Origin of the sequence: Amycolatopsis halotolerans (assembly GCF_042647905.1) — a bacterium.
Lineage (GTDB): Bacteria > Actinomycetota > Actinomycetes > Mycobacteriales > Pseudonocardiaceae > Amycolatopsis > Amycolatopsis halotolerans.
Genome location: NZ_JBHRWI010000056.1, coordinates 24,156 through 48,887, shown reverse-complemented (window position 1 = coordinate 48,887; position 24,732 = coordinate 24,156). Strand labels below are relative to the sequence as shown.

Annotated in this window: 25 protein-coding genes; 16 read left to right on the top strand and 9 right to left on the bottom strand. The window is 69.2% G+C overall.

The window, feature by feature from the left end; all coding sequences use genetic code 11:
* Window positions 1–46 precede the first annotated feature (46 nt).
* Complete coding sequence (locus ACFORO_RS37255; protein WP_377873281.1) at window positions 47–3,349, top strand: glycosyltransferase; 3,303 nt, start codon at window positions 47–49, stop codon at window positions 3,347–3,349.
* Window positions 3,350–3,802: 453 nt separating this feature from the next.
* Here the strand turns inward: ACFORO_RS37255 and ACFORO_RS37250 are convergent, their stop codons facing one another.
* On the bottom strand, window positions 3,803–4,231 hold the full coding sequence (locus tag ACFORO_RS37250; protein WP_182890259.1) for a metallopeptidase family protein: 429 nt from the start codon (window positions 4,229–4,231) through the stop codon (window positions 3,803–3,805).
* A 115-nt stretch (window positions 4,232–4,346) separates the two neighbouring features.
* Here ACFORO_RS37250 and ACFORO_RS37245 point away from each other — a divergent pair, with 115 nt between their 5' ends.
* From ACFORO_RS37245 to manA, 5 genes are all read left to right on the top strand, one after another.
* Window positions 4,347–4,700: a DUF3499 domain-containing protein gene (locus ACFORO_RS37245; protein ID WP_116206536.1), complete on the top strand. Its 354-nt coding sequence runs from the start codon at window positions 4,347–4,349 to the stop codon at window positions 4,698–4,700.
* 75 nt (window positions 4,701–4,775) lie between these two features.
* On the top strand, window positions 4,776–6,131 hold the full coding sequence (locus tag ACFORO_RS37240) for a phosphomannomutase/phosphoglucomutase (RefSeq protein ID WP_354751140.1): 1,356 nt from the start codon (window positions 4,776–4,778) through the stop codon (window positions 6,129–6,131).
* A gap of 68 nt (window positions 6,132–6,199) precedes the next feature.
* Window positions 6,200–6,415 carry a Trm112 family protein gene (locus tag ACFORO_RS37235; RefSeq protein ID WP_344286243.1) on the top strand — a complete coding sequence of 72 codons (216 nt, stop codon included), beginning with the start codon at window positions 6,200–6,202 and terminating at the stop codon, window positions 6,413–6,415.
* A 2-nt stretch (window positions 6,416–6,417) separates the two neighbouring features.
* Window positions 6,418–7,503, top strand: a complete 1,086-nt coding sequence (locus ACFORO_RS37230) for a hypothetical protein (RefSeq protein ID WP_377873182.1) — start codon at window positions 6,418–6,420, stop codon at window positions 7,501–7,503.
* Between the two features lie 83 nt (window positions 7,504–7,586).
* Complete coding sequence (manA, locus tag ACFORO_RS37225) at window positions 7,587–8,819, top strand: mannose-6-phosphate isomerase, class I (RefSeq protein WP_377873280.1); 1,233 nt, start codon at window positions 7,587–7,589, stop codon at window positions 8,817–8,819.
* 167 nt (window positions 8,820–8,986) lie between these two features.
* On the opposite strand, the gene ACFORO_RS37220 is transcribed toward manA, so the two are convergent.
* Window positions 8,987–9,460, bottom strand: a complete 474-nt coding sequence (locus ACFORO_RS37220; protein WP_377873181.1) for a hypothetical protein — start codon at window positions 9,458–9,460, stop codon at window positions 8,987–8,989.
* Entirely contained in the window at window positions 9,457–9,975 is a 519-nt protein-coding gene (locus ACFORO_RS37215; protein ID WP_377873180.1) for a helix-turn-helix domain-containing protein, read from the bottom strand. Before ACFORO_RS37215 ends, ACFORO_RS37220 begins: the two co-directional genes overlap by 4 nt.
* A 167-nt stretch (window positions 9,976–10,142) precedes the next feature.
* Here ACFORO_RS37215 and ACFORO_RS37210 point away from each other — a divergent pair, with 167 nt between their 5' ends.
* The 3 genes from ACFORO_RS37210 to ACFORO_RS37200 all read left to right on the top strand — a co-directional run bounded on the left by ACFORO_RS37210 (window position 10,143) and on the right by ACFORO_RS37200 (window position 13,668).
* Complete coding sequence (locus tag ACFORO_RS37210; protein ID WP_377873179.1) at window positions 10,143–11,057, top strand: cation diffusion facilitator family transporter; 915 nt, start codon at window positions 10,143–10,145, stop codon at window positions 11,055–11,057.
* A gap of 78 nt (window positions 11,058–11,135) precedes the next feature.
* On the top strand, window positions 11,136–12,680 hold the full coding sequence (locus ACFORO_RS37205) for an amino acid permease (RefSeq protein WP_377873178.1): 1,545 nt from the start codon (window positions 11,136–11,138) through the stop codon (window positions 12,678–12,680).
* A gap of 277 nt (window positions 12,681–12,957) precedes the next feature.
* Window positions 12,958–13,668, top strand: coding sequence for an LPXTG cell wall anchor domain-containing protein (locus ACFORO_RS37200; protein WP_377873177.1), 711 nt, complete (start codon window positions 12,958–12,960; stop codon window positions 13,666–13,668).
* Window positions 13,669–14,129: 461 nt separating this feature from the next.
* Here ACFORO_RS37200 and ACFORO_RS37195 read toward each other — a convergent pair whose 3' ends face one another.
* The gene (locus ACFORO_RS37195; protein ID WP_377872609.1) at window positions 14,130–16,367 is read right to left on the bottom strand and encodes a hypothetical protein; all 2,238 of its coding nucleotides are present in this window, start codon (window positions 16,365–16,367) and stop codon (window positions 14,130–14,132) included.
* A 128-nt stretch (window positions 16,368–16,495) separates the two neighbouring features.
* On the opposite strand from ACFORO_RS37195, the gene ahcY reads away from it, so the two are divergent.
* The 3 genes from ahcY (at window position 16,496) to ACFORO_RS37180 (ending at window position 18,797) form a co-directional block, all read left to right on the top strand.
* Complete coding sequence (ahcY, locus tag ACFORO_RS37190; protein WP_377872608.1) at window positions 16,496–17,968, top strand: adenosylhomocysteinase; 1,473 nt, start codon at window positions 16,496–16,498, stop codon at window positions 17,966–17,968.
* Between the two features lie 101 nt (window positions 17,969–18,069).
* Window positions 18,070–18,357, top strand: coding sequence for a FitA-like ribbon-helix-helix domain-containing protein (locus ACFORO_RS37185; RefSeq protein WP_377872606.1), 288 nt, complete (start codon window positions 18,070–18,072; stop codon window positions 18,355–18,357).
* A complete protein-coding gene (locus tag ACFORO_RS37180; protein WP_377872603.1) occupies window positions 18,351–18,797 on the top strand; it encodes a type II toxin-antitoxin system VapC family toxin in 447 nt (148 codons plus the stop codon). The genes ACFORO_RS37185 and ACFORO_RS37180 overlap by 7 nt, the downstream gene beginning before the upstream one ends.
* Here the strand turns inward: ACFORO_RS37180 and ACFORO_RS37175 are convergent.
* Entirely contained in the window at window positions 18,794–19,336 is a 543-nt protein-coding gene (locus ACFORO_RS37175; protein ID WP_377872601.1) for a helix-turn-helix domain-containing protein, read from the bottom strand. The genes ACFORO_RS37180 and ACFORO_RS37175 overlap by 4 nt on opposite strands.
* 47 nt (window positions 19,337–19,383) lie before the next feature.
* On the opposite strand from ACFORO_RS37175, the gene ACFORO_RS37170 reads away from it, so the two are divergent.
* Entirely contained in the window at window positions 19,384–19,848 is a 465-nt protein-coding gene (locus ACFORO_RS37170; RefSeq protein WP_377872600.1) for a YbaK/EbsC family protein, read from the top strand.
* Between the two features lie 29 nt (window positions 19,849–19,877).
* Here the strand turns inward: ACFORO_RS37170 and ACFORO_RS37165 are convergent, their stop codons facing one another.
* Together ACFORO_RS37165 and ACFORO_RS37160 are read right to left on the bottom strand one after the other, a co-directional pair.
* Window positions 19,878–20,336, bottom strand: a complete 459-nt coding sequence (locus ACFORO_RS37165; RefSeq protein ID WP_377872598.1) for a nitroreductase/quinone reductase family protein — start codon at window positions 20,334–20,336, stop codon at window positions 19,878–19,880.
* Window positions 20,333–21,103: an SDR family oxidoreductase gene (locus tag ACFORO_RS37160; RefSeq protein WP_377872596.1), complete on the bottom strand. Its 771-nt coding sequence runs from the start codon at window positions 21,101–21,103 to the stop codon at window positions 20,333–20,335. Before ACFORO_RS37160 ends, ACFORO_RS37165 begins: the two co-directional genes overlap by 4 nt.
* A gap of 128 nt (window positions 21,104–21,231) precedes the next feature.
* On the opposite strand from ACFORO_RS37160, the gene ACFORO_RS37155 reads away from it, so the two are divergent.
* Window positions 21,232–21,855 (top strand): TetR/AcrR family transcriptional regulator, encoded by a 624-nt coding sequence (locus tag ACFORO_RS37155; RefSeq protein ID WP_377872595.1) that lies wholly within the window; start codon window positions 21,232–21,234, stop codon window positions 21,853–21,855.
* A gap of 22 nt (window positions 21,856–21,877) precedes the next feature.
* Here ACFORO_RS37155 and ACFORO_RS37150 read toward each other — a convergent pair whose 3' ends face one another.
* Window positions 21,878–22,840, bottom strand: a complete 963-nt coding sequence (locus tag ACFORO_RS37150) for a hypothetical protein (protein ID WP_370934301.1) — start codon at window positions 22,838–22,840, stop codon at window positions 21,878–21,880.
* A gap of 354 nt (window positions 22,841–23,194) precedes the next feature.
* Here ACFORO_RS37150 and ACFORO_RS37145 point away from each other — a divergent pair, with 354 nt between their 5' ends.
* Together ACFORO_RS37145 and ACFORO_RS37140 are read left to right on the top strand one after the other, a co-directional pair.
* Window positions 23,195–23,452, top strand: a complete 258-nt coding sequence (locus ACFORO_RS37145) for a hypothetical protein (protein WP_377872593.1) — start codon at window positions 23,195–23,197, stop codon at window positions 23,450–23,452.
* A 26-nt stretch (window positions 23,453–23,478) separates the two neighbouring features.
* Complete coding sequence (locus ACFORO_RS37140) at window positions 23,479–24,120, top strand: dTMP kinase (RefSeq protein ID WP_377872592.1); 642 nt, start codon at window positions 23,479–23,481, stop codon at window positions 24,118–24,120.
* Here the strand turns inward: ACFORO_RS37140 and ACFORO_RS37135 are convergent.
* Entirely contained in the window at window positions 24,117–24,689 is a 573-nt protein-coding gene (locus ACFORO_RS37135) for a TetR family transcriptional regulator (protein ID WP_377872590.1), read from the bottom strand. The two genes, ACFORO_RS37140 and ACFORO_RS37135, sit on opposite strands and share 4 nt — an antisense overlap.
* Between the last annotated feature and the right edge of the window lie 43 nt (window positions 24,690–24,732).

Sequence of the window (24,732 nt, the reverse complement as noted above, 5' to 3'; positions counted from 1 at the left end):
CCGTAGGGTGACCGCACCCATCGTCCCGTCCGAGCAGGAGCCGTTCTTGCCTCGCACCGTCGTTCCGCCCGCTGTGCGGACGTTGCCCGTTCTGGCCATTGTGGTCTGTCACGACGGCGAAGAATGGCTGCCGCTGGCGCTTTCCGCGTTGCGGCGCAGCACAGTCCGTCCGCGGCACGTGCTCGCCGTGGACACCGGATCTACCGACCGTACCCCGAAACTGCTCGCCGACGCAGCACAGCCGGGCGCGGCCGCCGAGGAGCCCGTGCTGTCCGGAGTTGTCACTCTGACGAGTGAAACCGGGTTCGCGGAGGCGGTCGCGGCGGCCGTCGCGCACGCGGTGGAACGGTGGGGCGACCCGGGAACGTGGCTGTGGGTGCTGCACGACGACTGCGCCCCCGAACCCGATTGCCTCGACCAGCTTGTCCGAGCGGCGGAGGAAAACCCGTCGGCGAAGGTGCTCGGGCCGCTCGGCACCGACTGGACCGACCCGCGGCTGATCGTCGAGGCCGGGCTGTCCACCGACGCCTCCGGACACCGCCAGCAGATGGCCGCGCCGGACGGCGAACCCACCGAGGTCCTCGCCGTCCCGAGCGCCGGATCGTTGGTGCAGCGGGAACTCTGGGACGCCCTCGACGGCTACGACGAGGACTTCCCGTTGCTGCGCGAGGATCTCGACTTCGGCTGGCGCGCCAACGCGGCCGGCTCGCTCGTGCTCTCGGTGCCGGCGGCGCGCGTCCGGCACGCCCGCGCCCTGTCCAACGGGCAACGCACTCCGGACGCCGCCGGGCGTCCGCTCGCCGCGCTCAACCGTGCGCACGGCCTGCGCGTCTTTCTGGTCAACTGCTCGACCCCGTCGTTCTGGTTCGGGCTCGTCCGGCTGCCGATCATGCTGGTGCTGCGCGCGTTCGTGTTCTTCGTGCTGCGCCGCACCACCGAGGCCGGTGCGGAACTGGCCGCGCTCGGATACCTGTGCGGGGGCAAGGGAAATCTCCGCGCGGCCCGTGCGCAGCGGCGGGACCAGCCGCGGCCGGGGACTGTCCGCGGGCTCTTCACGAGCCGGATCACGCGGCTGCGCAACGCAATCAGCGCCGGGGTGGTTGGACTCGTCCGGCGCGGGGTACAGAGTGATGTCGCCCTCGGGACGCTTCCGGAGAGCGTCGAGCAGGAGTCCGCGTGGATTCCGCCGGAGGCGCTCGCCGCGTCCGGTGCGCGTCCGGTCGGGCCGGACGCGTTGCCCGCTGGCGCGCTGCGCGGACTGAGCACTCGTGGCCGGGGGCTGCGTCGGCCCGGCACGGTTGTCGCGGTCACGCTGCCGGAAGCGCCGGTGTCCGAAGAGGACATTGAAGCGGTCGAGGAGACCGCGGCCCATCCGTCGCCGTCGCCCCGTCCGGAACCGGCCGCGCCGGAACCGGATCTGGTGTTCGTGGAGGTCAACCGGCGACGCGTGCTGGCCGCGACCGTCTTCGCTCCGCCGGTGGTGCTGGTCGTTCTGCTCACCGCGCTGGCTCTGGTGCTGAATCGCGGGCGGCTCGGGCTCGACCTGTGGGGCGGGCAGCTGCTGCCGGTCGGCGGGCTCGGCGAGATCTGGTCGACGTACCTGTCGCCGTGGCACTCGATCGCCGGCGGCACTGGTGCGCCCGCTCCCGCGACGCTGCCGGTGCTCGGGACGATCGGCGCGATCTTCGCTCCGATCGGCGGTCCGGCCGCGCTCGTTGCGATCCTGCTCATCGGCGACATCCCGCTCGCCGCGCTCAGCGCTTATGTCGCCACTCGCAAGCTTGCGGTGCGTCGTTGGGTGCGGGCCGCGGTTGCTGCGACGTACGCGTTGCTGCCTGCCGCTACCGCGTCGGTCGCGCAGGGGCGGCTTGATGTGGTTGTGGTGCATCTCGTGCTGCCGCTTGTGGTCGCGGGGATCGTTCGGCTGCTGACTCGGCCGGGTACGCGGTGGCTGCACGTGTCGGCGTTGTCGGCGTTCGGTGTCGCGTTGCTGGGGGCGTTTTCGCCGCTCGCGCACGGGCTTGCGCTGGTGGGGCTGCTGGTCGGGTTTGTGGTGCTGCCCGCGCCGTCCGGGCTGGCTCGGCGGGTGGCGTCGGTCGGGATTGTGGTGTTGTTGCCGCTGGTTCTGCTGCTGCCGTGGCCGACGGTGTTGCTGCGGCATCCGGAACTGTTGCTGCAAGGGCTTGGCGGTCCGGCCGCTCCGGCGTCGGCCACGGATCTTGCCGGGCTTACTCCAGGCGGTCCGGGGGCGTGGCCGATCGGGGTTGTCGTGTTGGCGGCGACGCTGGTCGCGCTCGTGGTTCGGCCGCGGAAGCAGGTCGTCGGCGGGCTGGCGCTTGCGGTGCTCGGGCTGATCGGCGTGGTTTTGGTTCGGCAGGTGCAGTTGACGCCGATGCAGGGCGGGGCGCCTGCGTCGGGGTACGCCGGGGTGCCGTTGCTCGTTGTCGGGGCTGGGTTGTTGTGGGCGGTGCTGGCCACTTGGCAGCGCGGTGGGTCGGCGATGCCTGCTGCTTGGTTGCCGAAGGTGCTGGCGGTGGCTGGGGTTGTGGTGGTCGCCGCGCTGGGGGTGGGGGCGGTCGCGACTGGGGCTGAGGGGCCGTTGACGGCGGCGGCTCGTCCGCAGTTGGCGCCTGAGGTGGCTGCGGACGTTGCGGCTACTGGGCGGGGCGTGCTGGACGTTAGCTCTGGGCAGGTTCGGCAGACCGGTGGCCGGTTGGCGCTTTTTGGGGATGATGAGCTTGCGCCGGTCAAGGGGTCGCCGGAGCGGTTGGCTGAGTGGCGGCGGGGGCTGGGGCAGGGGGATGTCGCGGCGCTGAAGCGGGTGTTCGCGGCTGCTGCGGCTTCTGGGGTGCAGTACGTGGTGTTGCCGTCGGGGACGGATGCGCGGGCGTTTGCCGCGGCGGTCAGTGATTTTGCCGCGGTGGCTGCGCCTATGGGGGATGGGCGGCCTACGTTGCGGTTGTTGCCCAAGGCTGGCGAGGTGGCCCTGATTTCGCCGGAGTTGGCTAAGCAGGCTGTCACTGGTGGGGGTGCGCCTGGGACCAATCCGGGGATCTCGCCGGTGGCGGCTCGGTTGCCGGATGTTCGGGTGCGGGCTTCCGAGGGGCCTACTGGGCGGTTGCTCGTGCTGGCGGCTGAGCAGGAGGCTGGGTGGCAGGCGAGTGTCAACGGGAAGGCCGTGCCGATTGTGCCTGCTTGGGGGCATCAGGTTGCGGTGTCTGTGCCTCCTCAGTCTTCGGAGGTTTCGGTGACTTTTCCGGGGACTGAGCGGGGGTTGTTGCTGTTGGTGCAGTTGGCCGCGGTGTTGTTTACGGCGTTGACTGCGATTCCGTCTCGGCGGCGGGAGTGACAGCTCGTCGCCTGGCGGCGACATCGCTGGTGGTTGCGTGGGGCACCCCGAAGGTTGATTGTGCTGACGGTTCGGGGGTGCTTGTCAAGGCGGGAAAGATGCCTTGACAAGCACCCCCGAACCGCAGAGAAGGCTTCGTATCGGGGTGCGGGGGAGGGGCTGGGTGCCTCGCTGGTTGGGCGCGTCGGCTGCGGTTCGCGGTGGCTGGGGCTAGCGCCCCAATGTGGCATTGGGTGCATGTGACGCACCGAACGCCACATTGGGTGCATCTGACGCACCCAATGCCGCATTGGGGCACATCCCGGCGAGCGGCAGGGCGGGGCGGTCCGTGAAGGGCCCCTTGAGGGAATCTAAGTCCGTGAAGGAGTCCCTCACAGCGGGCGGAAGGTCGTGAGGGGAACCCTGAGGGAATCTGAGTACGTGAGGGTGGCCCTCACGTACGGGGGGCCAGGGTCAGTCGCCTTCGATGACGTCTGGTTCTACGCCTAGGTAGCCTGCGACCTGCTCTACCAGGACGTCGTGAACGAGATCCGCCAGTTCTGACGGGTCCTTGGCGCGGGCTTCCAGGGGGCGTCGGTACAGGACGATCCTGGCCCGAGTGGGGAGGCCGGTCCGGTCGACACCGGCTGGGACCAGGCGCGATAGGGGGACTGCGCCGTCGTGCAGTACGCCGTCCGCGGGGGCCCGGCCGTCCATGCGGACTTCTGGGACGTCGTCTACCGCGACGTCCAGTTTTGTCAGTTCGTGCCGCCAGCGAGCCTCGATGGGCTCCAGGGCGTCCAGTACCAGTGCGTCGAAGCGCTCCGCGCGGCTCGCCGCTGCGGGCAGGGACGCTGGATAAAGCGTCCCGCGCAGGCCCCGGCCGTGCCGGTCCCTTCGCATTCGCTGCCGTTGTCGGTAGTCACGAGCCGTCGCCACCGTCCAAGTCTATGCGGTCGCCAGGGGAACGCGCGTGTCGCCGGTACTCGCTTGCGGCGACGCGCTATCGTTTCGGATCGTGCGGAGCGTACGGAAATGTTCGCGAACGGGTTGCCTCGAACCCGCTGTCGCCACGCTCACGTATGCCTACCAGGACTCGACCGCGGTCGTCGGACCGCTGGCCACCGCTTCCGAACCGCATTCTTACGACCTGTGCGAGGCCCACGCGCTGCGGCTGACCGTCCCGAAGGGCTGGGAAGTCGTCCGCCACGAGGGGGCCTTCGCCGCACCGGAGCAGTCCGCCGACGAGCTGACCGCGCTGGCCGAGGCGGTTCGCGAGGCCGGTCGCTCCGACGTCCCCGCGGCGCAGCCCGAGCCGGAAGGCCCCTCCGGCAGGCGCGGCCATCTGCGCGTCCTCCCGGGGCGCGCCTGAGCCGTCCTCCCGCCCGGTAGGCTTTCGCCCGCGGCGCGACTGGCGTCGCCACGGAACTAGCGGCGGGGAGAAGGCGTGCCAGACCTTTCGGGCATCGTGAAGGCCTACGACATTCGCGGCGTGGTCGGCGAGCAGCTGGACGCCGCCCTCGTCCGGGACTTCGGGGCCGCGTTCGCGCTGCTCATCAAGCCTGAGGCGCCGGCCGTGGTGATCGGCCACGACATGCGCGACTCTTCGCCGGACCTGGCCGCGGCGTTCGCCGACGGGGTCACCTCCCAGGGCCTCGACGTGGTGTCGATCGGCCTGGCCAGCACCGACCAGCTCTACTTCGCCTCCGGCTCGCTCAACCTGCCCGGCGCGATGTTCACCGCCAGCCACAACCCCGCGAAGTACAACGGCATCAAGATGTGCCGCGCCGGAGCTTCCCCGGTCGGGCAGGACACCGGCCTCGCCGAGATCCGCGACACCGTTGAGCAGGGCGTCCCCGCCTTCGACGGCCAGCGCGGCACCGTCTCCGAGCGCGATGTCCTCAGCGACTACGCCGCCTACCTGCGCAACCTCGTCGACCTGTCGGGGTCGCGGCCGCTCAAGGTCGTCGTCGACGCGGGCAACGGCATGGGCGGGCACACCGTCCCGACGGTCTTCGACGGGCTGCCGATCGACGTCGTGCCGATGTACTTCGAGCTCGACGGCACCTTCCCGAACCACGAGGCCAACCCGCTCGACCCGGCCAACATCGTCGACCTGCAGGCCAAGGTGCGCGAGGTCGGCGCGGACGCCGGGCTGGCGTTCGACGGCGACGCGGACCGCTGCTTCGTCGTCGACGAGCGCGGCGAGCCGGTTTCGCCGAGCGCGATCACCGCGCTGGTCGCGGTGCGCGAGCTGGCGAAGGAGCCGGGCGGGACGGTCATCCACAACCTGATCACGTCGAAGGGCGTGCCGGAGATCGTCTCCGAGCACGGTGGCAAGCCGGTGCGCACGCGCGTCGGGCACTCCTTCATCAAGGCCGAGATGGCCCGCACCGGGGCGATTTTCGGCGGCGAGCACTCCGCGCACTACTACTTCCGCGACTTCTGGCGCGCCGACACCGGCATGCTGGCCGCGCTGCACGTCCTCGCCGCGCTGGGCGAGCAGAACGGCCCGCTGTCCGCGCTCACCCAGGACTTCTCGCGCTACGCGGCGTCCGGCGAGATCAACTCGACGGTCGGCGACCAGGTCGCGCGGATGCTCGCGGTGAAGGACGCGTACGCGGGCAAGTCCGGCGTCGAGATCGACGAGCTGGACGGGCTCACCGTGCAGCTGCCCGGCGGCGCGTGGTTCAACCTGCGCCCCTCCAACACCGAACCGCTGCTGCGGCTCAACGTGGAGGCCGCCGACCGCGCCGCGGTCGAGGCGCTCACCGCCGAGGTGCTCGCCCTTGTCCGGGCCTGACCCGCTGGCGCCGGATTGTGTCCGGAAGGCGCCCTCAACACCCCAACGACGCGTGGTATGGAGGAACTATGGCCATCACGCTTGACGCCCAGCTGCTGGAGATCCTCGCGTGCCCGTCGCCGGATCACGCTCCGCTGCGTCCCGGAACGCCGGACGACGCCGAGGCGGACGCGCTGACCTGCACGGAATGCGGCCGGGTGTACCCGGTGCGCGACGGGATCCCGGTGCTGCTCCTTGACGAGGCGACGCTGCCCGGCTCGGCCGACCACGGCGACAGTGCTTGACCATGCTTGACGATTCCCTGCTCGACGACTCCGCGCGGCTGGCCGACGCCGACCGCACGGGGTTGCTGCGTGCCGCCGCGATGGCGGGCGCGCAGGTGCGGGCCACCGCCGAGGCGGCGGCCGAACTGGAGCTGAGCGACCGGCTGGACGTCGGGCGTCCGCGTTCGCTCGTGCTCATCGACCGGCCGGGGGTGAGCCGCACGCTCACCCGGCTGCTGGCCGCGCTGCTCGCGCCGTCGTGCCCGGTGCCGGTCGTGGTGGCCGAATCGGTACCGGCCTGGATCGGCGCGCTGGACGTGGTGTTCGCGCACACCGACGACGCGGGCGACCGCGAGCTGGCCGCTTCGCTGGAGCGCGCCGCCCGGTTCGGCGCGTCGGTGGTGCTGTCCTCGCCTGCGGACGGGCCGGTCGCGGCGTCGGTGGCGGGCAAGGGCGTGCTGCTCGCGCCGCGCGTGCCGGTGCCGCCGGAGCTGGCGTTCCCGCGCGGGCTGGCCGCCGGGCTGCTCACCGCGAACGCGCTCGGCCTGCTGGTCGCGGACGTGCAGGCGCTCGCCGACCAGTTGGACCTCGAAGCGGAGAAGGATTACCTGGCACGCGAGTCGTTCGCCAACCCGGCGAAGGCGCTCGCGCTGCGGGTCGCGGACCGGGTGCCGCTGCTGTGGGGGCTCGACCCGGTCGCGGTGGCGGTCGGCGAGCACGCGGCGCACGCGTTCGCCGCGCACGCCGCCCTGGTGTGCGACGTCGAGGACTACCGGCAGGCGCTCGCCCGCCCGGCTTTGCGCCGGGTCGCGCAATCAGGCGGCGTGGAGCGAGACATTTTCGCCGACCCGGACGACTCTCCTGGTGGAGTCGCGACGCGGGTGCTGCTGCTGTCGGTGCGGACCGGTCCGGCCACCGAGGCGGCCCGGTACCAAGCCGAGGAGTTCCTGCCGGGTGCGGACCTGATCGTGCCCGCCGAGGAGATCGAGGCAGACGAGATCGTCCGCGCCGCGGTGCTGGCGCTGCGGTTCGAGCTGGCCGCGGTGTACCTGGGGCTGGCGGCGGGCAGCATCGGCGGGGCCGGGAGATACGAACCGGCCTCCGCCTGAGGGAGCAGGGGGGGAACGCGGGCAGGCGGTTCCGCCGCCGCGTGCGTCGGCCCAGTGCCGACGGGAAGGATTGGGAGTTGACAGTGGAGCTGTTGCGCAACGCCGTACGGCCCTACGCCTGGGGATCGCGAACGGCCATCCCGCAGCTGCAGGGCCGTCCGGTGCCGGCGCCGCACCCCGAAGCCGAGCTGTGGATGGGAGCGCACCCGGGGGACCCGTCGCACGTGCTCGGCCCGGACGGCGCCGAACTGAGCCTGCTCGAACTCGTCGACGCCGATCCGGTCGGCCAGCTGGGCGAGGACTGCGCGCGGCGCTGGGGCAACCGGCTGCCGTTCCTGCTGAAGATCCTCGCCGCGGAAGAACCGCTGTCGATGCAGGCGCACCCGTCCGCGGCGCAGGCCGCCGAAGGCCACGCGCGCGAGGAGAAGCTGGGCATCCCGCGCGACGCCTCGAACCGGAACTACCCGGACCCGACGGCGAAGCCGGAGCTGGTCTGCGCGCTGACGGAGTTCCACGCGCTGGCCGGATTCCGCGACCCGAACCGCACGGTCAAGCTGCTGAAGGCGATCGAGACGCCCGGCTTGGGCAAGTACACCGGCCTGCTGGAAGCCCAACCGGACCCGGCGGGCCTGCGGGCTCTGTTCACCACCTGGATCACCCTGCCGCAGTCCGCGCTGGACGAACTGCTGCCGGAGGTGCTCGACGCGTGCGTCCGGCACGTCCAGGACCACGGCGAGTTCGCGACCGAATGCCGCACGATCCTGGAACTCGGCGAGACCCACCCGCGCGACGCCGGCGTGCTCGCCGCGCTGCTGCTCAACCGCCTGACCCTGCGCGCCGGCGAGGCGATCTACCTGCCTGCCGGGAACCTGCACCTGTACCTGCACGGCACCGCGGTGGAGATCCTGGCGAACTCGGACAACATCCTGCGTTGCGGGCTCACGCCGAAGCACGTGGACGTGCCGGAGCTGCTGCGCGTGGTCGACTTCGCGTGCGGGGAAATGCCCGTGCAGCACGGAGAATGCGCCGGACAGCGCATGGCGGTCTACCACACGGACGCCCCGGAATTCGAGCTGTCGCGGGTCGAATGGGCGGCTGAGGACAGTGCTGAGTTGGAGGTCGACTCGGCTGGGCCGCAGATCTTGCTGTGCACCGAAGGGGATCTTCTGGTGGTCGCCTCGGACGGGGAGCAGGTAGAGCTGCAGCGGGGGCAGTCGGTGTGGCTGCCTGCTGCCGATCCGGCGGTGCGGGTGCGGCCGTTGGCCGGGGTGCGGACGCAGCTGTTCCGGGCTACTGCGGGGACTTGCGAGTTGTGATCTGGCGTTAGGCGTTCAGCTCGGCGGACCAGGTTGCGAAGAAACGACGCAGTGCGGGGACCTCGGCGAGCGTGGTCGGCAAGTCCCGGTCTCCGAACGGGACAGCGAGGCGAGCATCTCTCTGAACACCGCGGTGTCGAAGCCCGGGTCCTGCTCGGCTGCACGAGTTAGCAGCAAGTCCTTCGGGTAGCTGGCGGATAGTGCGTACACGTCGGTGAAGTCGCGCGCTTCGGCGCGGTCGAAGAGTGCGACCACCTTTCGCCCCGCGAGTCCTCCCGGTCGAAGGTCGGACCCAGAAAGGTCAGCGTCGGCGGGAGATTGGGTGCCGCGTCGAGCGCAAGATCAACAACCAGGTTCTCCGGTCCGCGCACGACCATGCGGCAGAAGGTGGCGCTGTCGCGGATCCTGGCGACCTGCCAGCCACGAGCTTTCGCGGCGGATTCCAAAGCGTTCCGGGCAGCCGGTATATCTCCACGTCCGGGGCTGGCGAAGAAGTCGAGATCCTGTGTTGGCCGGGTAGTCAACTGTTGTGCGAGCAGGACCGCGCCCCCAGCGAGCAGGAAACCGTCGCTCTGCGCGAGCTCGAAGAAGAGTCGTGCGACGGCCACCTGGAATGCGGTCAGTCCTTCCGGCGCGGTCACGTTGCTGCCACTGGCCGGACGCTGTCGATGAGCGGAGCCCAGGCGGCTCGGACGTTCCGGGGGAGGACCAACTCCTCCCACAGGTCGATCAGCAGCGTGCCGTCGACGTACTCCGCGATGTGGTCGCCGGTGCCTTCCCGCAGCACGATCTCGTAGACCCGGGCTCGGTCCGCGCGCGAGCGGAGGTCGAAGCGACGTTCCGGTTCCGACCAATTGAGTTCGATCGGCAGGACGACCGTCGCGAAAGCTTTCTCAAGGGGCAGCCGGGGGAGGCTCGTGGGCACCGAAATCGATCGGCCGTTGGCAGTGAGTTCATGGAAGAGGAGCTGAGGTTCGAGGGTGAGTGTGAAGCCAGCCCCGGCGAGCAGGCGGGTGACGGTGTCCAGTGTGGGCGACTTCCGGCCCCTCTCGTACGCGGACAGGGTCGGACGCGATGTGCCTGCTCGCTCAGCCAGCTCTTGCTGGCTCAGGTCCGCAGCTTTGCGCGCCGTCGTGAGGAGTTCAGCTGTGTGCATCGTCGTCCTCGAATCTGGTATGTATCCGAAAGGATACCAGAACAAAGGTATCTGATCGGATACCTTAGCGAGGACGAGCGAGCCGGGCGGCAGCCCAGCGCTTCCCGCCGCCAAGGCTGCTCTAGGCTCCCACCGGGCAATTCGGGCGCGGAGCAGGGGAGCGGGAAGTGTCAGCTGGCGGGGGAACCAAGGCGATCATCGCGGCGCTCGCCGCCAATGCCGGGATCGCGGTGGCCAAGTTCGTCGGCTTCCTGGTCACCGGGTCGTCGTCGATGCTGGCGGAAGCGGTGCACTCGCTGGCCGACACGTCGAACCAGGGGTTGCTGCTGCTCGGGCAGAAGACCTCCAGGCGGCGCGCTACGCGGGAGCATCCGTTCGGGTTCGGCCGGGAGCGGTACTTCTACTCGTTCATCGTCGCGCTCATGCTCTTCACGCTCGGCGCGGCGTTCGCGCTGTACGAGGGCATTCACAAGATCATCGAGCCGCAGCCGCTGGATACGCCGGTGGTCGCGGTGGTCATTCTCCTCGTCGCGATCTGTCTCGAGGGCTACAGCTTCCTCACCGCGATGGGCGAATCGCGCAAGATCAAGGGCAACGTGAGCTGGTGGCGGTTCATCCGCCAGGCCAAGGAACCCGAGTTGCCGGTCGTGCTGCTGGAGGACTCCGGCGCGCTGCTCGGCCTCGTGTTCGCCTTGCTCGGCGTCGGATTGTCGGTGCTGACCGGCAACCCCGTTTTCGACGGCATCGGCACGGTCTTCATCGGCGCGCTGCTCGGCGTCATCGCGGTCATCCTGATCATCGAGATGAAGAGCCTGCTGATCGGCGAGGGCGCGACCGACACCGATCTCGCGACCATCGTGGACGAACTGGCCGCGGGCAAGGTCGAGCGGGTCATCCACATCCGCACCCAGTACCTCGGCCCGGACGAACTCCTCGTCGCCGCGAAGCTCGCGCTCGTGCCCGGTCTCGACACCGCCGCGATCGCCACCGCGATCGACGACGCCGAGGCCCGGGTACGCGCGAAAGTCCCCGTCGCGACCCTGATTTACCTGGAGCCCGACCTCGACCGCGAGACGCGCTGACTGTCCGGACAGCTGGCGCCCAACTGACACGCTAGGGTGGCGCCCGGTCCCCACGAAGGTCACCGCAGGAGGTCAACGTTGCCCGGCACTGGGTTGTGGCGCACCAAGTCAATCGAGCAGTCCATTTCGGACACCGATGAACCGGAGACGAAACTTCGCAGGAACCTGAGCGCCTGGGACCTCACGGTCTTCGGCGTCGCGGTGGTCATCGGCGCCGGCATCTTCACGCTCACCGCGCGCACGGCGGGCGACTTCGCCGGGCCGTCGGTGTCCGTCGCGTTCGTCATCGCCGCGATCGCCTGCGCGCTCGCCGCGCTGTGCTACGCCGAATTCGCTTCCACCGTCCCGGTCGCGGGCAGCGCGTACACGTTCTCCTACGCCACCTTCGGCGAGTTCATGGCGTGGATCATCGGCTGGGACCTGATCCTGGAACTGGCCGTCGGTGCCGCCGCGGTGGCCAAGGGCTGGTCGTCTTACCTGCAGACGGTGCTGGAGTACATCTTCGGCAAGGGCACCAAAACGTCGATCGATCTCGGCGGCGGTTTCGGCATCGACTGGGGCGCGTTCATCGTCGTCGCCGCGTTGGTGACGCTGCTGGTGCTCGGCACGAAGCTGTCGTCGCGGTTCTCGATGGTGATCACCGGCATCAAGGTCGCCGTCGTGCTGTTCGTGGTCATCCTCGGCATCTTCTACATCAAGTCGAGCAACTACACGCCGTTCGTCCCCGAGGGCAAGCCCGCCGGGTCCGGGTCGAGCGGTGTCGACCAGTCGCTGTTCTCGCTCATCGCGGGTGGCGGCAGCAGCACGTTCGGCATCTTCGGGCTGCTGGCCGGCGCGTCGATCGTGTTCTTCGCGTTCATCGGGTTCGACATCGTCGCGACCACCGCGGAGGAGACCCGCAACCCGCAGCGAGCCGTGCCGCGCGGCATTTTCGGCTCGCTGGCGATCGTGACCGTCCTGTACGTCGCGGTGTCGCTCGTGGTGGTCGGCATGACGCCCTACACCAACCTTTCGACGTCGGCGGGCGACGGCAGCCACAAGACGCTCGCCACCGCGTTCTCCGCGAACGGCGTCGACTGGGCCGCGAACATCATCTCCGTCGGCGCGCTGGCCGGTCTGACCACCGTCGTCATGGTCCTGATGCTCGGCCAGGTGCGGATCATCTTCGCGATGTCCCGCGACGGCCTCATGCCGCGTTCGCTGGCCAAGACGAGCGACCGCGGAACGCCGAAGCGCGCGACGATCGTGGTCGGCGCACTGGTCGCGGCGGGCGCGACGTTCTTCCCGGCCGACAAGCTCGAGGAAATGGTCAACGTCGGCACGCTGTTCGCGTTCATCCTCGTGTCCGCGGGCGTGCTGGTGCTGCGCAAGACCCGTCCGGACCTGACGCGCGCCTTCCGCGTGCCCGCCGTGTGGGTCATCGCGCCGCTGGCGATCCTGGCGTGCCTGTGGCTGATGCTGAACCTGACCGTGCTGACCTGGCTGCGGTTCGTCGTCTGGATGGTGATCGGCGTGGTCATCTACTTCGCCTACAGCCGGCGGAATTCGCTGCTCGGGAAGCGGCAGTCGGGGGTGGAGCAGGGCGGAGTGGTCTCCGAATCCGCGCCGCCGGTCGCAGACTGACCTTTTTTCGCTGCTCAGCGGCCCGTCGCCCAGTGTGGGCGGCGGGCCGTTTCGCGTGCGTGGTCACGGGCGCGCAACTCGCGGATTTCGGTTCGGACGGCGACTCGAACCCAGGGTGATCGGGCAACTGCGGGTGCGATACTCTCCGCGTCGTCTCCCTCTGACGGGTTAATCACTAGCGGGTAATTCGCGCGAACAGTGGTCGGGGTTCCTACGGAGGGTCGTGTTTTTCGCATGTGCTGTCCCCCGTTCGGATTTTCCTTCGAGGAGTAACTCCATGCCCATCCCCACCAAACTTCGCGCCGGGTTCGCCGTTGCCGCGGTCGCCGGGCTCGCCCTGCTCGGCTCGGCGACGGCGGCGTCCGCCTGCACCACCGGCGACGATCGCGGACACCCGGTTCCGGGTACGAAGATCACTGATTGCAGCAAGGTCGAGGGGGTCAGCGGCAGCAAACTCGACCAGGGCGACGTGAAGTTCACCGGCGGTGTCGGCGAGAAGACGCTGACGATCACGGAGACCGCTGAGGGCGTCACGGTCGAGGCGATCGTCGTCGTGGGTGGCGATGACGGGCATTCCGTTTACGTGCCGGGGAAGAAGAAGCTGCCCAAGGTGGCTCCTTGGAAGGATCTTGTCGCGCCGTATAACTACGACCGGTCGCAGCCGAAGATCGACCAGTGGTTTGTGTGCGGGACGAAGACTGCGCCGACTAAGCCGCCGGTTTCCGAGACGCCTACCACCTCGCCGGCCAAGCCGACTTCTTCCGCTCCCACTGCCGCGCCGACTTCGGCGCCGTCCAGTGTTTCTGCCGCTCCGACCACGACTAGCGCTCCGGCCGCGGTTCCTGCTGGGAATCAGAACGGGACCGGTGGCGGGCTGGCCAACACTGGGTTCGACAACGCTTGGCTGTTCTGGATTGCCGGGGTGTTGATTGTTGGCGGTGGCGCGTTGCTGGTGCTGTTGAAGTTGCGTCGTCGCGGGACGAATTGATTTTTGCGGGGTCTCTCGGCTCGTCGCCTGGCGGCGACATTGCCTCGGTTTGTTGAGAGGGCACCCCGAAGCTGATTGTGATGACGGACGGCGGGTGCTTGTCAAGGCGGGAAAGATGCCTTGACAAGCACCCGCCGTCCGCATTTCTGGCTTCGTATCGGGGTGCGGGGGTGGGGTGGGTGCTTGGTGGGTCGGGTGCATTGGCTGCGGTTTGGGCGGTGGGGGTAGCGCCCCAATGTGGCGTTGGGTGCATGCGACGCAACCAATGTGGCATTCGGTGCATCTGGCGCACCCAACGCCACATTGGGGCGCATCGCGGCGGCGATCAGGGGGCGGTCTGTGAAGGGGCCCTTGAGGGAATCAGATTCCCTCAAGGGGCCCCTCATGGACTGTCGAGGGAGTGAGGGGAACCCTGAGGGACTCAGAGTCTGTGAGGGTTCCCCTCACGGACATCGCGTGGGCTAGCGGGGGCGGGGAAGGTCGCCGAAGAGAGAACCTTGTTCGCCCAGGGTGCGGGCTCGGCCGTTGGGGCGGCCAAGGCCCGCGGCCATCGCGACTGCGTTGTCCCACTCCGGGTCGGCCAGGTACTCGGTGTGTTTGAGGACTCCGGGGGCCCAGCGGCTGCGGCCGTCGGGGGCGCGCAGGGGGTCGGGGACCCAGTGGTCGCCGCCCAGGATGAGGACTCCCGCGTCGTCCGGGGTCGCTTCCAGGGCTCCCCATTTGCCTTCCGGGAGGTAGCCCTCGCCCAGCAGATGGCCGCCGCTTGTTTGGTGCCGCCAGGTGGTTACGCCGCCGCCGAAGATGTCCGTTCCTCGGCACAGGGCGCGCCAGCGGCCGTCGAATGACGCGAACAGTTCGGCCAGCGAATCCTGCGGCAGGACTGCGGGGAAGGCGCGTTGGTAACCCCACTGCAGGGGCGAGCCGGCGGTGAGCAGGCCGACTCGGTCGCGTTCGTCCGGGGGGAGTTCGGCGGACAGTTGGGCGGCGGTCAGCACGGTCAGGATGCTGCCCAGGTTCAGGCCGGACAACACGACTCGGGTGCCGGGTTCGGCCAGGTGTTCCTTGACCCGGTCTGCCAGTTCGGGGACGACTTTGAGTGCGTAGCAAGGCGGTACGCCGGGGTGCGCGGCGCGCGGCCAGAAGGAGACGAGGTCCGCTAGGGCGCCCAGGTGGCGGCTGCGCTGGGGGGAGCGGGCCGCGGAGTAGACCACTCGCAGCAGACCGGCGGCCAGTGCGCCGAGCGCGAATACGCCGATCGCCGAGACTGTGGTGAACCAGTTGGGCTGCAGGTTGAAGCCGAACCGTACGACCAGCAGGGTGATCGCGCCGACGCACAGGCCCAGCGCGACGATCAACGCCAGGTGGTGCAGGTGACGGCGTTCCCAGGCGGAGCGGGCCCAGGCCCGGGCGGCGTCTTGTTCTTGCTGCTCGTCGTGTTCCATCAGTTCGACGATGGGCGGGACGCCGCGTCGGCGGCGGCGCAGCGGGACGCCGATGGCGTACCCGGCGATGGCGAGCAGGGCCATCAGGCCTAGCCCGCCGCCCCACAGGACGGTGACCAGGTCGTACGTCGTGGGCAGGGAAAGCTTTTCGGTGTGGAGCAGTTTTCGGACGGCGATCGCCAGTCCGGCGCCGAAACCGCCGCCGAGGAGTCCGGCCAAGGCGAGAACCGGGGCCGCAGCCCAGCCGCCGAGCCATGGGCGAAGACGGCGTGGGCGGTCGCGCCAAGCGGAGCGGGCCAGCAGCGCGGACGGGATCAGCGCTAGGGCGAACAGCAACGTGACCACCAGCAGGGAGCCGCCGAGGCCTTCGACGGTGTTGTCGACGCCGGGGAGCCGGTTGTCGACCGGCTTGGCCAGCACAGCGGCGAAGATGACCAGCAGCGTCGCGAAGGTGATCAGGCTTCGGCGCGCGATGGTGCCGGTGTCGCTGCCGATCGCGCCGCCGATCAGGACCGCGAGGACCAGCGCGAGGGTGCAGATCCACCCGACCAGTTCCGGGATTTTCGTGGGCACCTGAAACGGCCCGCCCAGCAAGAGCAAGGCGATGCAGGCGAGTGCGGCGACGGCGTGCGTCGCGGACATTCCGGGCGCTTCCGGATCCGCGCGCAACCGCAGCGGGACGCCTTTGCGGCCGGGACGGTCGGGCGGGCGGACCCGCCAGTTCGTGGACGAGATCCGGTGCAGCGCGTAGACCAGGGACAGGAGCACTGCCACGCCGACACCGATGCGCAGCGGTCCCTTGCGCAGTTCCGGGGCCACCCAGGTCAGGCAAGCCCGTCCAGGTGCGAGGCATTGCGTCGCGACGAGGTCCAGCACGGCCGCCGCGACCTGGCTGACCAGCAGCATGGTGAGCAGCACCGAGGCGATCCGCAGCAGGCCGCGGCACAGGCCGCCGAGCCAGCGGCCGCGGTGCACCGGCGGCAGCATCCAGAACGCGACGTTCGCCAGCGAGAACGGGAACAGCAGCGCCCAGGCCGCCTTCGCGACGCCGCCGGACGTCATGCCGCTCCACAGGTAGCCTTCGACGGTGCGCGGGATCGACCGGCCGAGCGCGGGCACCACCGGACCGGGTGCCGGACGCCGCAGCCGGTCGGCCGGGCGCACCACGCGGCCGAGTTCGTCGCCGGCGACGTCGACGGTCTGGACCGTGTCGAGGAGCGTCTCGCCGCTCGTGCCCACGAGTCCGGACACCCTCATTTCGACGATGCGGGTGTCAGGGCCGGGGAGCGGGGCGGGCACGGTGATTCTCTCCTCATCCGTTCAAGTCAGGGTCGAGCCGACAACGGTACTGTTCAGGTGCCATCAAACCTTGGAGGAACCGCACTATGACCCCCGAAAGCGTTGTCAAGCGGCACGACACCCGGGGCGGCATCGAATTCGCCGTCGCCGATCTCGAGGCCGCCGAGTTCGGCCGGAAGGAGATCCGGCTCGCCGAGCACGAGATGCCCGGCCTGATGGCGCTGCGTCGCGAATACTCCGAGGTATACCCGCTGCGCGGCGCGCGAATCGCCGGTTCGCTGCACATGACCGTGCAGACCGCGGTGCTGATCGAGACGCTGGTGGCGCTCGGCGCGGAGGTGCGCTGGGCTTCGTGCAACATTTTCTCCACCCAGGACCACGCCGCGGCCGCGGTCGTCGTCGGGCCGCACGGCACCGCCGAGGAGCCCAAGGGCGTCCCGGTGTTCGCGTGGAAGGGCGAAACGCTCGAGGAATACTGGTGGTGCACTGAGCGGATGCTCACGTGGGAGGGCGAAGGCCCGAACATGATCCTCGACGACGGCGGCGACGCCACCATGCTGGTGCACAAGGGCACCGAGTTCGAGAAGGCCGGCGTGGTCCCGTCCGCCGACGACGAGGACCCCGAGGAGTGGAAGGTCTTCCTGGAGCTGCTGCGCGCGTCTGTCGCGGCGGACAAGGGCAAGTGGACCGCCATCGGGCAGAGCGTCAAGGGCGTCACCGAGGAAACCACCACTGGCGTGCTGCGGCTGTACCAGCTGGCGGCCGCGGGCGAGCTGCTGTTCCCGGCGATCAACGTCAACGACTCGGTGACGAAGTCGAAGTTCGACAACCGCTACGGCATCCGGCACTCGCTGATCGACGGCATCAACCGCGGCACCGACGTCCTGATCGGCGGCAAGGTCGCGGTGGTCTGCGGCTACGGCGACGTCGGCAAGGGCGCGGCGGAATCGCTGCGCGGGCAGGGCGCCCGGGTGATCATCACCGAGATCGACCCGATCTGCGCGCTGCAGGCGATGATGGACGGCTACGAGGTCAAGCGCCTGGAGACGGTGCTGGACGAGGGCGACATCTACGTGACCACCACCGGCAACAAGAACGTGGTGATGGTCGAGCACATGGCGCGCATGAAGCACCAGGCGATTGTCGGCAACATCGGCCACTTCGACAACGAGCTCGACATGGCAGGCCTCGCCCGCTACCCCGGCGTGCGGCGCGTGAACATCAAGCCGCAGGTCGACGAGTGGGTGTTCCCGGACGGCAAGAGCATCCTGGTGCTGTCCGAGGGACGGCTGCTGAACCTGGGCAACGCGACCGGGCACCCGAGCTTCGTGATGTCGAACAGCTTCGCGAACCAGGTCATCGCGCAGGTCGAACTCTTCGCGAAGACCGAGGAGTACGACAAGGAGGTCTACCGCCTCCCGAAGAAGCTGGACGAAAAGGTCGCCCGGATCCACCTCGAGGCGCTGGGCGGCGAGCTGACGAAGCTGTCGAAGGAACAGGCGGAATACATCGACGTGGACGTGGAGGGCCCGTTCAAGTCGGAGCACTACCGTTACTGATCGCTGACGCCGAAGCCGCCCCGGAATGCGTTTCGGGGCGGCTTTCGTCTGCACATGAAAACACGTGATAGCTCTAATGGGTGACGTGTTATCATGATGCGGTGAAGCAATTGATCACTCGCGTCGACGACGAGCTGCACGCTCGGCTGAAGGCCAGGGCCGAGGCTGAAGGACGCAGCATGAACGACCTGGTCACCGAAGTCCTCAGCGACGCGCTCAACAGGGAAGAGGCGCCGGAGGCATGGAAAGCCCGGCTGCTCGCGGAGGGCAAGCTGATCACCTTCGAGCCTGAGCGGGAGCCAGTCGGTCTCGACGAACTGGAGCGACGTTCGGCCGGTTGGGGAACGTCGGTCAGCGAGGCGCTCGACTGGTCGCGAGGTGAATGGTGACTGTCTATTATGCCGATACGAGTGCGGTCGTGCGGGTGTTTTTCGCGGACGAGCCTGAGCATGCTGAACTGCGCGACTTGCTTGCGAGCGGCCGGAACCGGGTTCTCACCAGCGAGCTGACCCGGATCGAGTTCGCCAGCGCGATGGCGGCGGCCAAGCGCTCCGGGCGCATCCCGGATGCGCGGGAGTTTCTGGATCAGTTCGATGCGATGAGCCGTTCTTCGACGTTAGGGGTGATCCCGTTTCGGCCTTCGCGCGTTTTTCCGGCCGCTCAGCGATTGGTCGTCGAGAACTATTCCCTGCGCACGCTCGACGCGCTTCATCTCGCGGTCGTGATGCGGGAAACCGCTGACCTTACTGGTGGCGAACCTGTCACTGTGGTGACCTGTGATGCGCGTCAGGCCGACGCGGCAAAAGCGAATGGGCTCCTCGTCCGCTAACGCGGATACCGCATCGTCAACACCGCCGTAGCCGGTCCGCCAATTCCGCGGTAAACATGGTCCGTTTCTGCGATAAACGTATGCGTCCCGGCAGCGGAAACCGTCACCGGAGCGGAAACCGGCCCCACCTCCGCCACCCCAGTCAACACAGTCAAAACCTCCCTCACCCCAGCGCTGTGCGGATGCGACACCTGGACCCGCTCATGGATCGTCAGCCGGTACACCTCGGTCACGCCGTCCGTGTCCTCCCAACGGCCGAGCAGAGTCGCGGCCACGCTGTCGCCGTGTGCCTCAGCCACTCCGTCGTCGCCGAAGAGCAAGTCGCTCAACGGGATGGACAGTGCGGTGGCGATGGCGAACAGCGTGTCCAGCGTCGGGTTCCGGCGGCCGTTTTCCAGTTCCGACAGCGTTCCCTTGCCGAGGCCGCTGTCGGCGGCGAGCGTGGTCAGGCCGACGCCCGCGCGGGTGCGCAGCGTTCGGATGCGGGTACCGACCGCCGCGGCGAGGGCGCGGCCGTCCGGGGCGGGTGACGTCGACACCCGGCCTAGTCTAGTGTTCTGTTTACAGAACAGCTGGAGGTGTGCCGATGTCGGCAATGCAGAACGTGCAGGACGCGCTCGACGAGGCAGGCGTCGCTGGTCAGGCGCGGACTCTCCCGCAGTCCACGCGGACGGCGGCCGAGGCGGCGGAAGCGCTGGGCTGCACGGTCGGCGCGATCGCGAACAGCCTGGTCTTCATGGCCGACGACGCCCCGCTGCTGGTCTTGACCAGTGGTGCGCACCGGGTGGACGTCGAGGCGCTCGCCGCGCGGCTCGGGCGCGGCCGGATCCGTCGGGCGAAGCCGGAAGAGGTGCGTGCGGCGACTGGGCAGGTGATCGGCGGGGTCTCGCCGGTCGGGCACCCGGCGCCGCTGGAGACGGTGGTTGACGAGGCGTTGCGGCAGTACTCCGAGGTGTGGGCAGCGGCCGGTACGCCGAACGCCGTCTTTCCGACGACGTTCGACGAACTGGTCCGGATCACCAAGGGCACGCCGCAGCGGGTGCACGAATAAAACGCCGCTTCGCGGTTGAGGATCCGCGATCACGGCCGAGGGCGGAAGCTGATGCGCATCAGCCTGCTGTCGGCCCAGTCTTCGAGCCGAGTCGGCCGGATGGCGCCGGGGTCGTGGGGCTGATTGAGATCCGCGACGATCTCCGCCAGCACGGCCTGACGTTCCGTTGGATCGGTGACCGGCGTGGCCCGTGCGGGCAGATCCGCGCGGATCCCGTTTTTGAGGTGGAAGATGAAGCCGGGATTGGCGAGAAGGTTCGCATGCCAGTCGGTCGCGGCCCCGCCCGCGCCGCTGCACAGGTAGGTGCTGCCCGCGGCTCGGTAGAAGAAGATCTCGATGCGGCGTGGCCGGCCGGTGCGGCGGCCCCGTGTCGTGATGTCGATGATCCTTTCTCTGGTGCCCGCGGCGGGAGTGATCTCGACGGCTCGTCGGATGTGGTCGGGCCAAGACGCGTCCGGCGCGGAGCCGTTCGGGTCCGGAGTGCTCATGCCTGAAGGGCGGGGCCGAGGAGGAGCCCGCCGTCGATGACGTACTCCGACCCCGTGATGAACGACGCGTCTGCTGACGTGAGGAACAGGAGAAGCCGGGTGACGTCGGCTGGCTCCCCGAGCCGGGGCACGGCGAACGGCTCCGGTGAGTAGAAGTCGGCGATCGCCGCGGTGGCGCCGGCCGCTGGTTCGTGGATGAAGGGGGTCGAGATCACGCCGGGGTGGATGGTGTTCACTCGGATGTGGTCGCGGCCGAGTTCGAGCGCTGCCGTTTGGGTGAGGCCTCGCACGGCCCACTTGCTGGCGACGTACGGCGCGTAGTGCGCCGTGCCGCCCAGGCCCATGATCGAGGCGATGTTGACGATGGCTCCCCCTGCCGCGCGGCGCAGAGCGGGGGCCGTGGCCTTGATGCCGAGGAAGGTCCCGGTGAGGTTGATGCCGAGGACGCGCGACCAGGTGGCCTGATCCGTGTCCTCGATGGTCGCAGGCGGATTCTGCACGCCCGCGTTGTTGACGAGCACATTCAGCGCGCCGAAGGCGGTCTCGGCGGCTGACACAGCGGCGGACCACGAACTCTCGTCGGTGACGTCGAGGCGGACGAAACGAGCACGGGGCCCGAGTTCGTCGGCGAGAGCGGCACCGCGTCGCGCGTCGATGCCGCCGATCACCACGTTCGCTCCCTCCGCGTGAAATGCGCGCACGTGGCTCGAGCCTTGGCCGCCGGTCCCGCCGGTCACGAGCACGGTCTGATTGTCGAAGCGGGGCATCGAATGTTCCTTCGGTGCGGGGGTGACTGGCCGAGATCGCCAGTGGTGAGCCGAGTGACTCACCATCCACCTCGACACTAAGCGGGCGGCAGTGGCGAGTCAAGCCACTCACCTCGTATGCTCGGCCCATGAGCAAGGTCGTGCCGACGTATCACCAGCGCGTCGCCCAGGAGAAGCGCGCGCTGATCGTGGCGGCCGCGACCGCACTGTTTCTCGAGCTGGGCTACGACCGGACGTCGCTGGCGCGGATCGCGGAGTCCTCGGGCGTTTCGCGGGCCACCTTGTTCAAGCAGTTCCCGAGCAAGGCTGCCCTGTTCGACGCCATCGTCACCGAGTCATGGTCGACCGCCGACGAGGAGGATCCACCGCCCGCGGGCAACGTCGTCGGCGGGCTCGGCGTCCTCGGTCGCCGTTACGCCCAGCTGCTGGGCCGGGCCCAGATGACCGACCTGTTCCGGATCGTCATCGCGGAGTTGCCGCGGTTCCCTGAACTGGCTCATGCGCAGTTCTCGCGCGGGAAGATGCCCTACTTCGAATCCGTGCGCAGCTACCTTCTGGCTGAGCACGAAGCGGGAACGGTGCGGGTCGAGGACGTGGACCTCGCGGCCACCCAGTTCCTCGGCATGATCTCCAATTACGTCTTCTGGCCGACACTCCTGGTGCCGGGCTGGGAGGTGAGCGCTGAACGCGTCGCTCAGGTAGTCGACGAGGCCGTCCGCACCGTCGCCGCCCGGTACGCCGTGACTGGATGAGGGGCGGCGGTCAGCGATTGGCTCAGTTCCATTCCACCGCGATGCCGGCCAGCCCCGGGCCGGTGTCGCGGAAATACCCGCTCGTCACGCCGCCGGTGTCGCACGGCAATTCCTCCGCCTCGACCGGCAGGGCGTCGTCGCGGGCGCGGACCTCGCGGGTGATCCGGGCGGGCATCGCGGTGGGCGCGAACTGCAATTGCAGCAGATAGCTCGCGCATTGGTCGCGAAGCATCCGGTAGTACCCGGGGAACGTCACGGCGGAATTGTCATGGATTTCGAAGCAGAAAACGTGGATTTCGCCCTCGGCGAGCTTCCGGTCGAAAAGCAGTTCCGTCGCCATCGTCTCGCGCGCCGGGTGCCTGCGGATCCGGCCGACGCGGCAGCCCTCCGCGGTGATCAGCTCGACGTCGTCGATCCGGCAGCCGGGGTCGCCGTTGTAGACGGCCACGTACCGGTCCGGGCCGTGCCGCCGCGCGCGGGTGACCAGCCGGGTCCGGAATTTGACCTGGTGCTGCTGCTCGTCGATGGTGATCTGGTCGTGCACCGACAGCATTTCCAGGTCGGAGTTCGACTGCCGGGACGTCGGCGGCGCGCCGAGGTCGCTCATCAGCTGCTCGACGATCGCGCCCATCTCGCCCGAGCGCAGGTCGTGGAACGACGCCGCCGCCTGGTGCCCGCGCGGACGCGCCGTGCGCGGGCCGATCAGCACCACCAGCGAGTCCGCGGGCAGTTGCAGCACCGACTCCAGCGCGCGGACCGCCGGCAGCGCCTTCGGCACCTCCGGCTGGCGGAGCCCGCGCTGCCAGTAGCTCAGCGTCGACTGTCCGATGTGGACGCCGCGGAGCGCGAGATGCGCCCGCAGCCGGGCGAGCGACAGGCCGCGATGCGCGATCGCGAGCCGCAGCGCCTGGTGGAATTCACCGGACCGCAGTGCTTCGCCGAGCTCGGGCGGCAGTTCACCCGCGCCGCGCCGGCCAGGTTCCATGATCAGTGGGCCATCCCCGTCTCGTGCCACCGCTGTCCCTTCAACGCCGCCCGTGCGCTGGGCGTGAATGCCGCGGAACGTTCACGTTAGCAGCGCGCGGTCACGGGTCCGGCCCCCGTTTGGTGTGCTTGGCCACGGAAGGGTAACCGTTCCGTGTTCCATCGCCGACCCGGAACACCCCCGTTGCCGGACGGGCATCTTGCTCGGAGTGATCGACCAGTTCACCGTTGTGACCACCACTGGCCACGTCTAGGCGGGAGGTGCGTCATGGGCTTGGGGAAACCGAATCACGTGGGAAGCACTGCCGGGCGGGTCCGGCGGTCCTCGACCAGTTGCCGAAGGCACGTCGGACGCTTGCTGCTCCTCGTAGCGTTCACGGGCCTGGCGTTGCCGGTGTCGGCTCCGGGCGCGGGCGCGGCGCAGCCCGCCGACACCGGCAACGCCCACCTTACGGCCGCGCCGCGCGGCGAGGTGGTGCCAAGAGACGGCCAGAGCACGCCTGCGCAGCCGCACGGCGACGACTGGATTCCGCTGCTTTGCCTCGCCGGGCTGCTGGTCGCGGTGCCGGTGGGTTACTTCGGCTACGTCCGCGCGCGCCGCGAGGCAGCCTGAGGAAGCCACCAAGTATCTTCGACGGCGTGGGGCGACTGGTCGTAATCGAAGGTCTGGACGGCGCGGGCAAGCGCACGCTGTCCGAGGGGCTGACTACTGCGCTGAAGGACGTTGGCGCGAGCGTCGGCAGCCTCGCCTTCCCGCGCTACGGCCGAAGCGTGCACGCCGATCTGGTGCGCGAAGCGCTGCATCGCGGGCACGGCGACCTCGCCGATTCGGTGTACGGAATGGCGCTGCTCTATGCCCTCGACCGCAGCGGTGCGGCTGACGAGATCCGCGAACTGCTCGCGGCCAACGACGTGGTCCTGCTGGATCGCTACGTCGCCTCGAATGCCGCGTACGCCGCCGCGCGGCTGCGCGAGCACGCGGATGGCGCTGTGGTGCAGTGGGTTTGGGACCTCGAGGTGACGCGGTTCGGGTTGCCGCGACCGGATGCGCATCTGCTGCTGCGGGTGAGCCCGGAGGTCGCTGCCGAGCGGGCAGTGCGCCGGGCGGAGTCGGACGCAGCGCGGGCGCGAGACGCGTTCGAGTCGGACGATTCGCTGCAGCAACGTTGTGCCGCGGTGTACGACGAGCTGGCTGCGGAGTCGTGGCTGGCGCCGTGGCAGGTGCTGGACGGCGTGGCGGGCGTTGATCTGCCGACGCTGGCGAAGTCTCTGCTCGCTTAACCCAAGGTCGCGGTAGCGGTGCGCAATTCGTCGAGCGCCTCGACCGCCAGCGCGCCGAACTCCCGCCGGTTGCCTTCCTCGATCCATCGGTGGAAGGCCGTGCCGAACGCGAGGCAGCCCAATTCGGCCGCCACGGTGACTGTCGGCTCGCCGACTCCGCGTGCGGCGAGCGCGTCGTGCATGCCCGCGACCAGCTTGGCGCGCTTGAGCAATTCGCGTTCGAGCAAGTCGGTGTTCGCCGCCACGACCGGCTGCCGTTGCCGGGCCAGAGCGAGCCGCTCGCCGGTGAAAACCGCCGCGACGGCAGCCAATGCCCCGCTGACCGCTTCGAACGGCGTCGCGCCCGTTGGCGACCCGGCAATGCCCTCGGAGAACAGCCGGGTCAGTTCCTCCTGGCCGCCGAACAGCACTTCCCGTTTGTCGGCGAAATAGCGGAAGAAGGTCCGCTTCGTGAGACCGGCGCGTTCGGCGATCTCGGCGACCGTCGTCCGGTCGTAGCCGCGTTCGGTGAACAAGTCGAGCGCGGCCCGCTCCAAGCGTTCGCGTGCGTTCGGTTCCCAGCGGCCCATGCCGTCCAGTCTAGGTGATGACACCGGATGACATCCGGCGTAC

Excerpts from the sequence above, each read along its gene's own strand:
- ACFORO_RS37170 (WP_377872600.1), top strand. The coding sequence starts at position 19,384 with ATGTCGGCAATGCAGAACGTGCAGGACGCGCTCGACGAGGCAGGCGTC.
- ACFORO_RS37135 (WP_377872590.1), bottom strand. The coding sequence starts at position 24,689 with ATGGGCCGCTGGGAACCGAACGCACGCGAACGCTTGGAGCGGGCCGCG.
- ACFORO_RS37235 (WP_344286243.1), top strand. The coding sequence starts at position 6,200 with ATGGCCATCACGCTTGACGCCCAGCTGCTGGAGATCCTCGCGTGCCCG.
- ACFORO_RS37215 (WP_377873180.1), bottom strand. The coding sequence starts at position 9,975 with ATGCACACAGCTGAACTCCTCACGACGGCGCGCAAAGCTGCGGACCTG.
- ACFORO_RS37230 (WP_377873182.1), top strand. The coding sequence starts at position 6,418 with ATGCTTGACGATTCCCTGCTCGACGACTCCGCGCGGCTGGCCGACGCC.
- ACFORO_RS37195 (WP_377872609.1), bottom strand. The coding sequence starts at position 16,367 with ATGAGGGTGTCCGGACTCGTGGGCACGAGCGGCGAGACGCTCCTCGAC.
- ACFORO_RS37165 (WP_377872598.1), bottom strand. The coding sequence starts at position 20,336 with ATGAGCACTCCGGACCCGAACGGCTCCGCGCCGGACGCGTCTTGGCCC.
- ACFORO_RS37180 (WP_377872603.1), top strand. The coding sequence starts at position 18,351 with ATGGTGACTGTCTATTATGCCGATACGAGTGCGGTCGTGCGGGTGTTT.
- ACFORO_RS37160 (WP_377872596.1), bottom strand. The coding sequence starts at position 21,103 with ATGCCCCGCTTCGACAATCAGACCGTGCTCGTGACCGGCGGGACCGGC.
- ACFORO_RS37155 (WP_377872595.1), top strand. The coding sequence starts at position 21,232 with ATGAGCAAGGTCGTGCCGACGTATCACCAGCGCGTCGCCCAGGAGAAG.
- ACFORO_RS37250 (WP_182890259.1), bottom strand. The coding sequence starts at position 4,231 with ATGCGAAGGGACCGGCACGGCCGGGGCCTGCGCGGGACGCTTTATCCA.
- ACFORO_RS37150 (WP_370934301.1), bottom strand. The coding sequence starts at position 22,840 with ATGGAACCTGGCCGGCGCGGCGCGGGTGAACTGCCGCCCGAGCTCGGC.
- ACFORO_RS37200 (WP_377873177.1), top strand. The coding sequence starts at position 12,958 with ATGCCCATCCCCACCAAACTTCGCGCCGGGTTCGCCGTTGCCGCGGTC.
- ahcY (WP_377872608.1), top strand. The coding sequence starts at position 16,496 with ATGACCCCCGAAAGCGTTGTCAAGCGGCACGACACCCGGGGCGGCATC.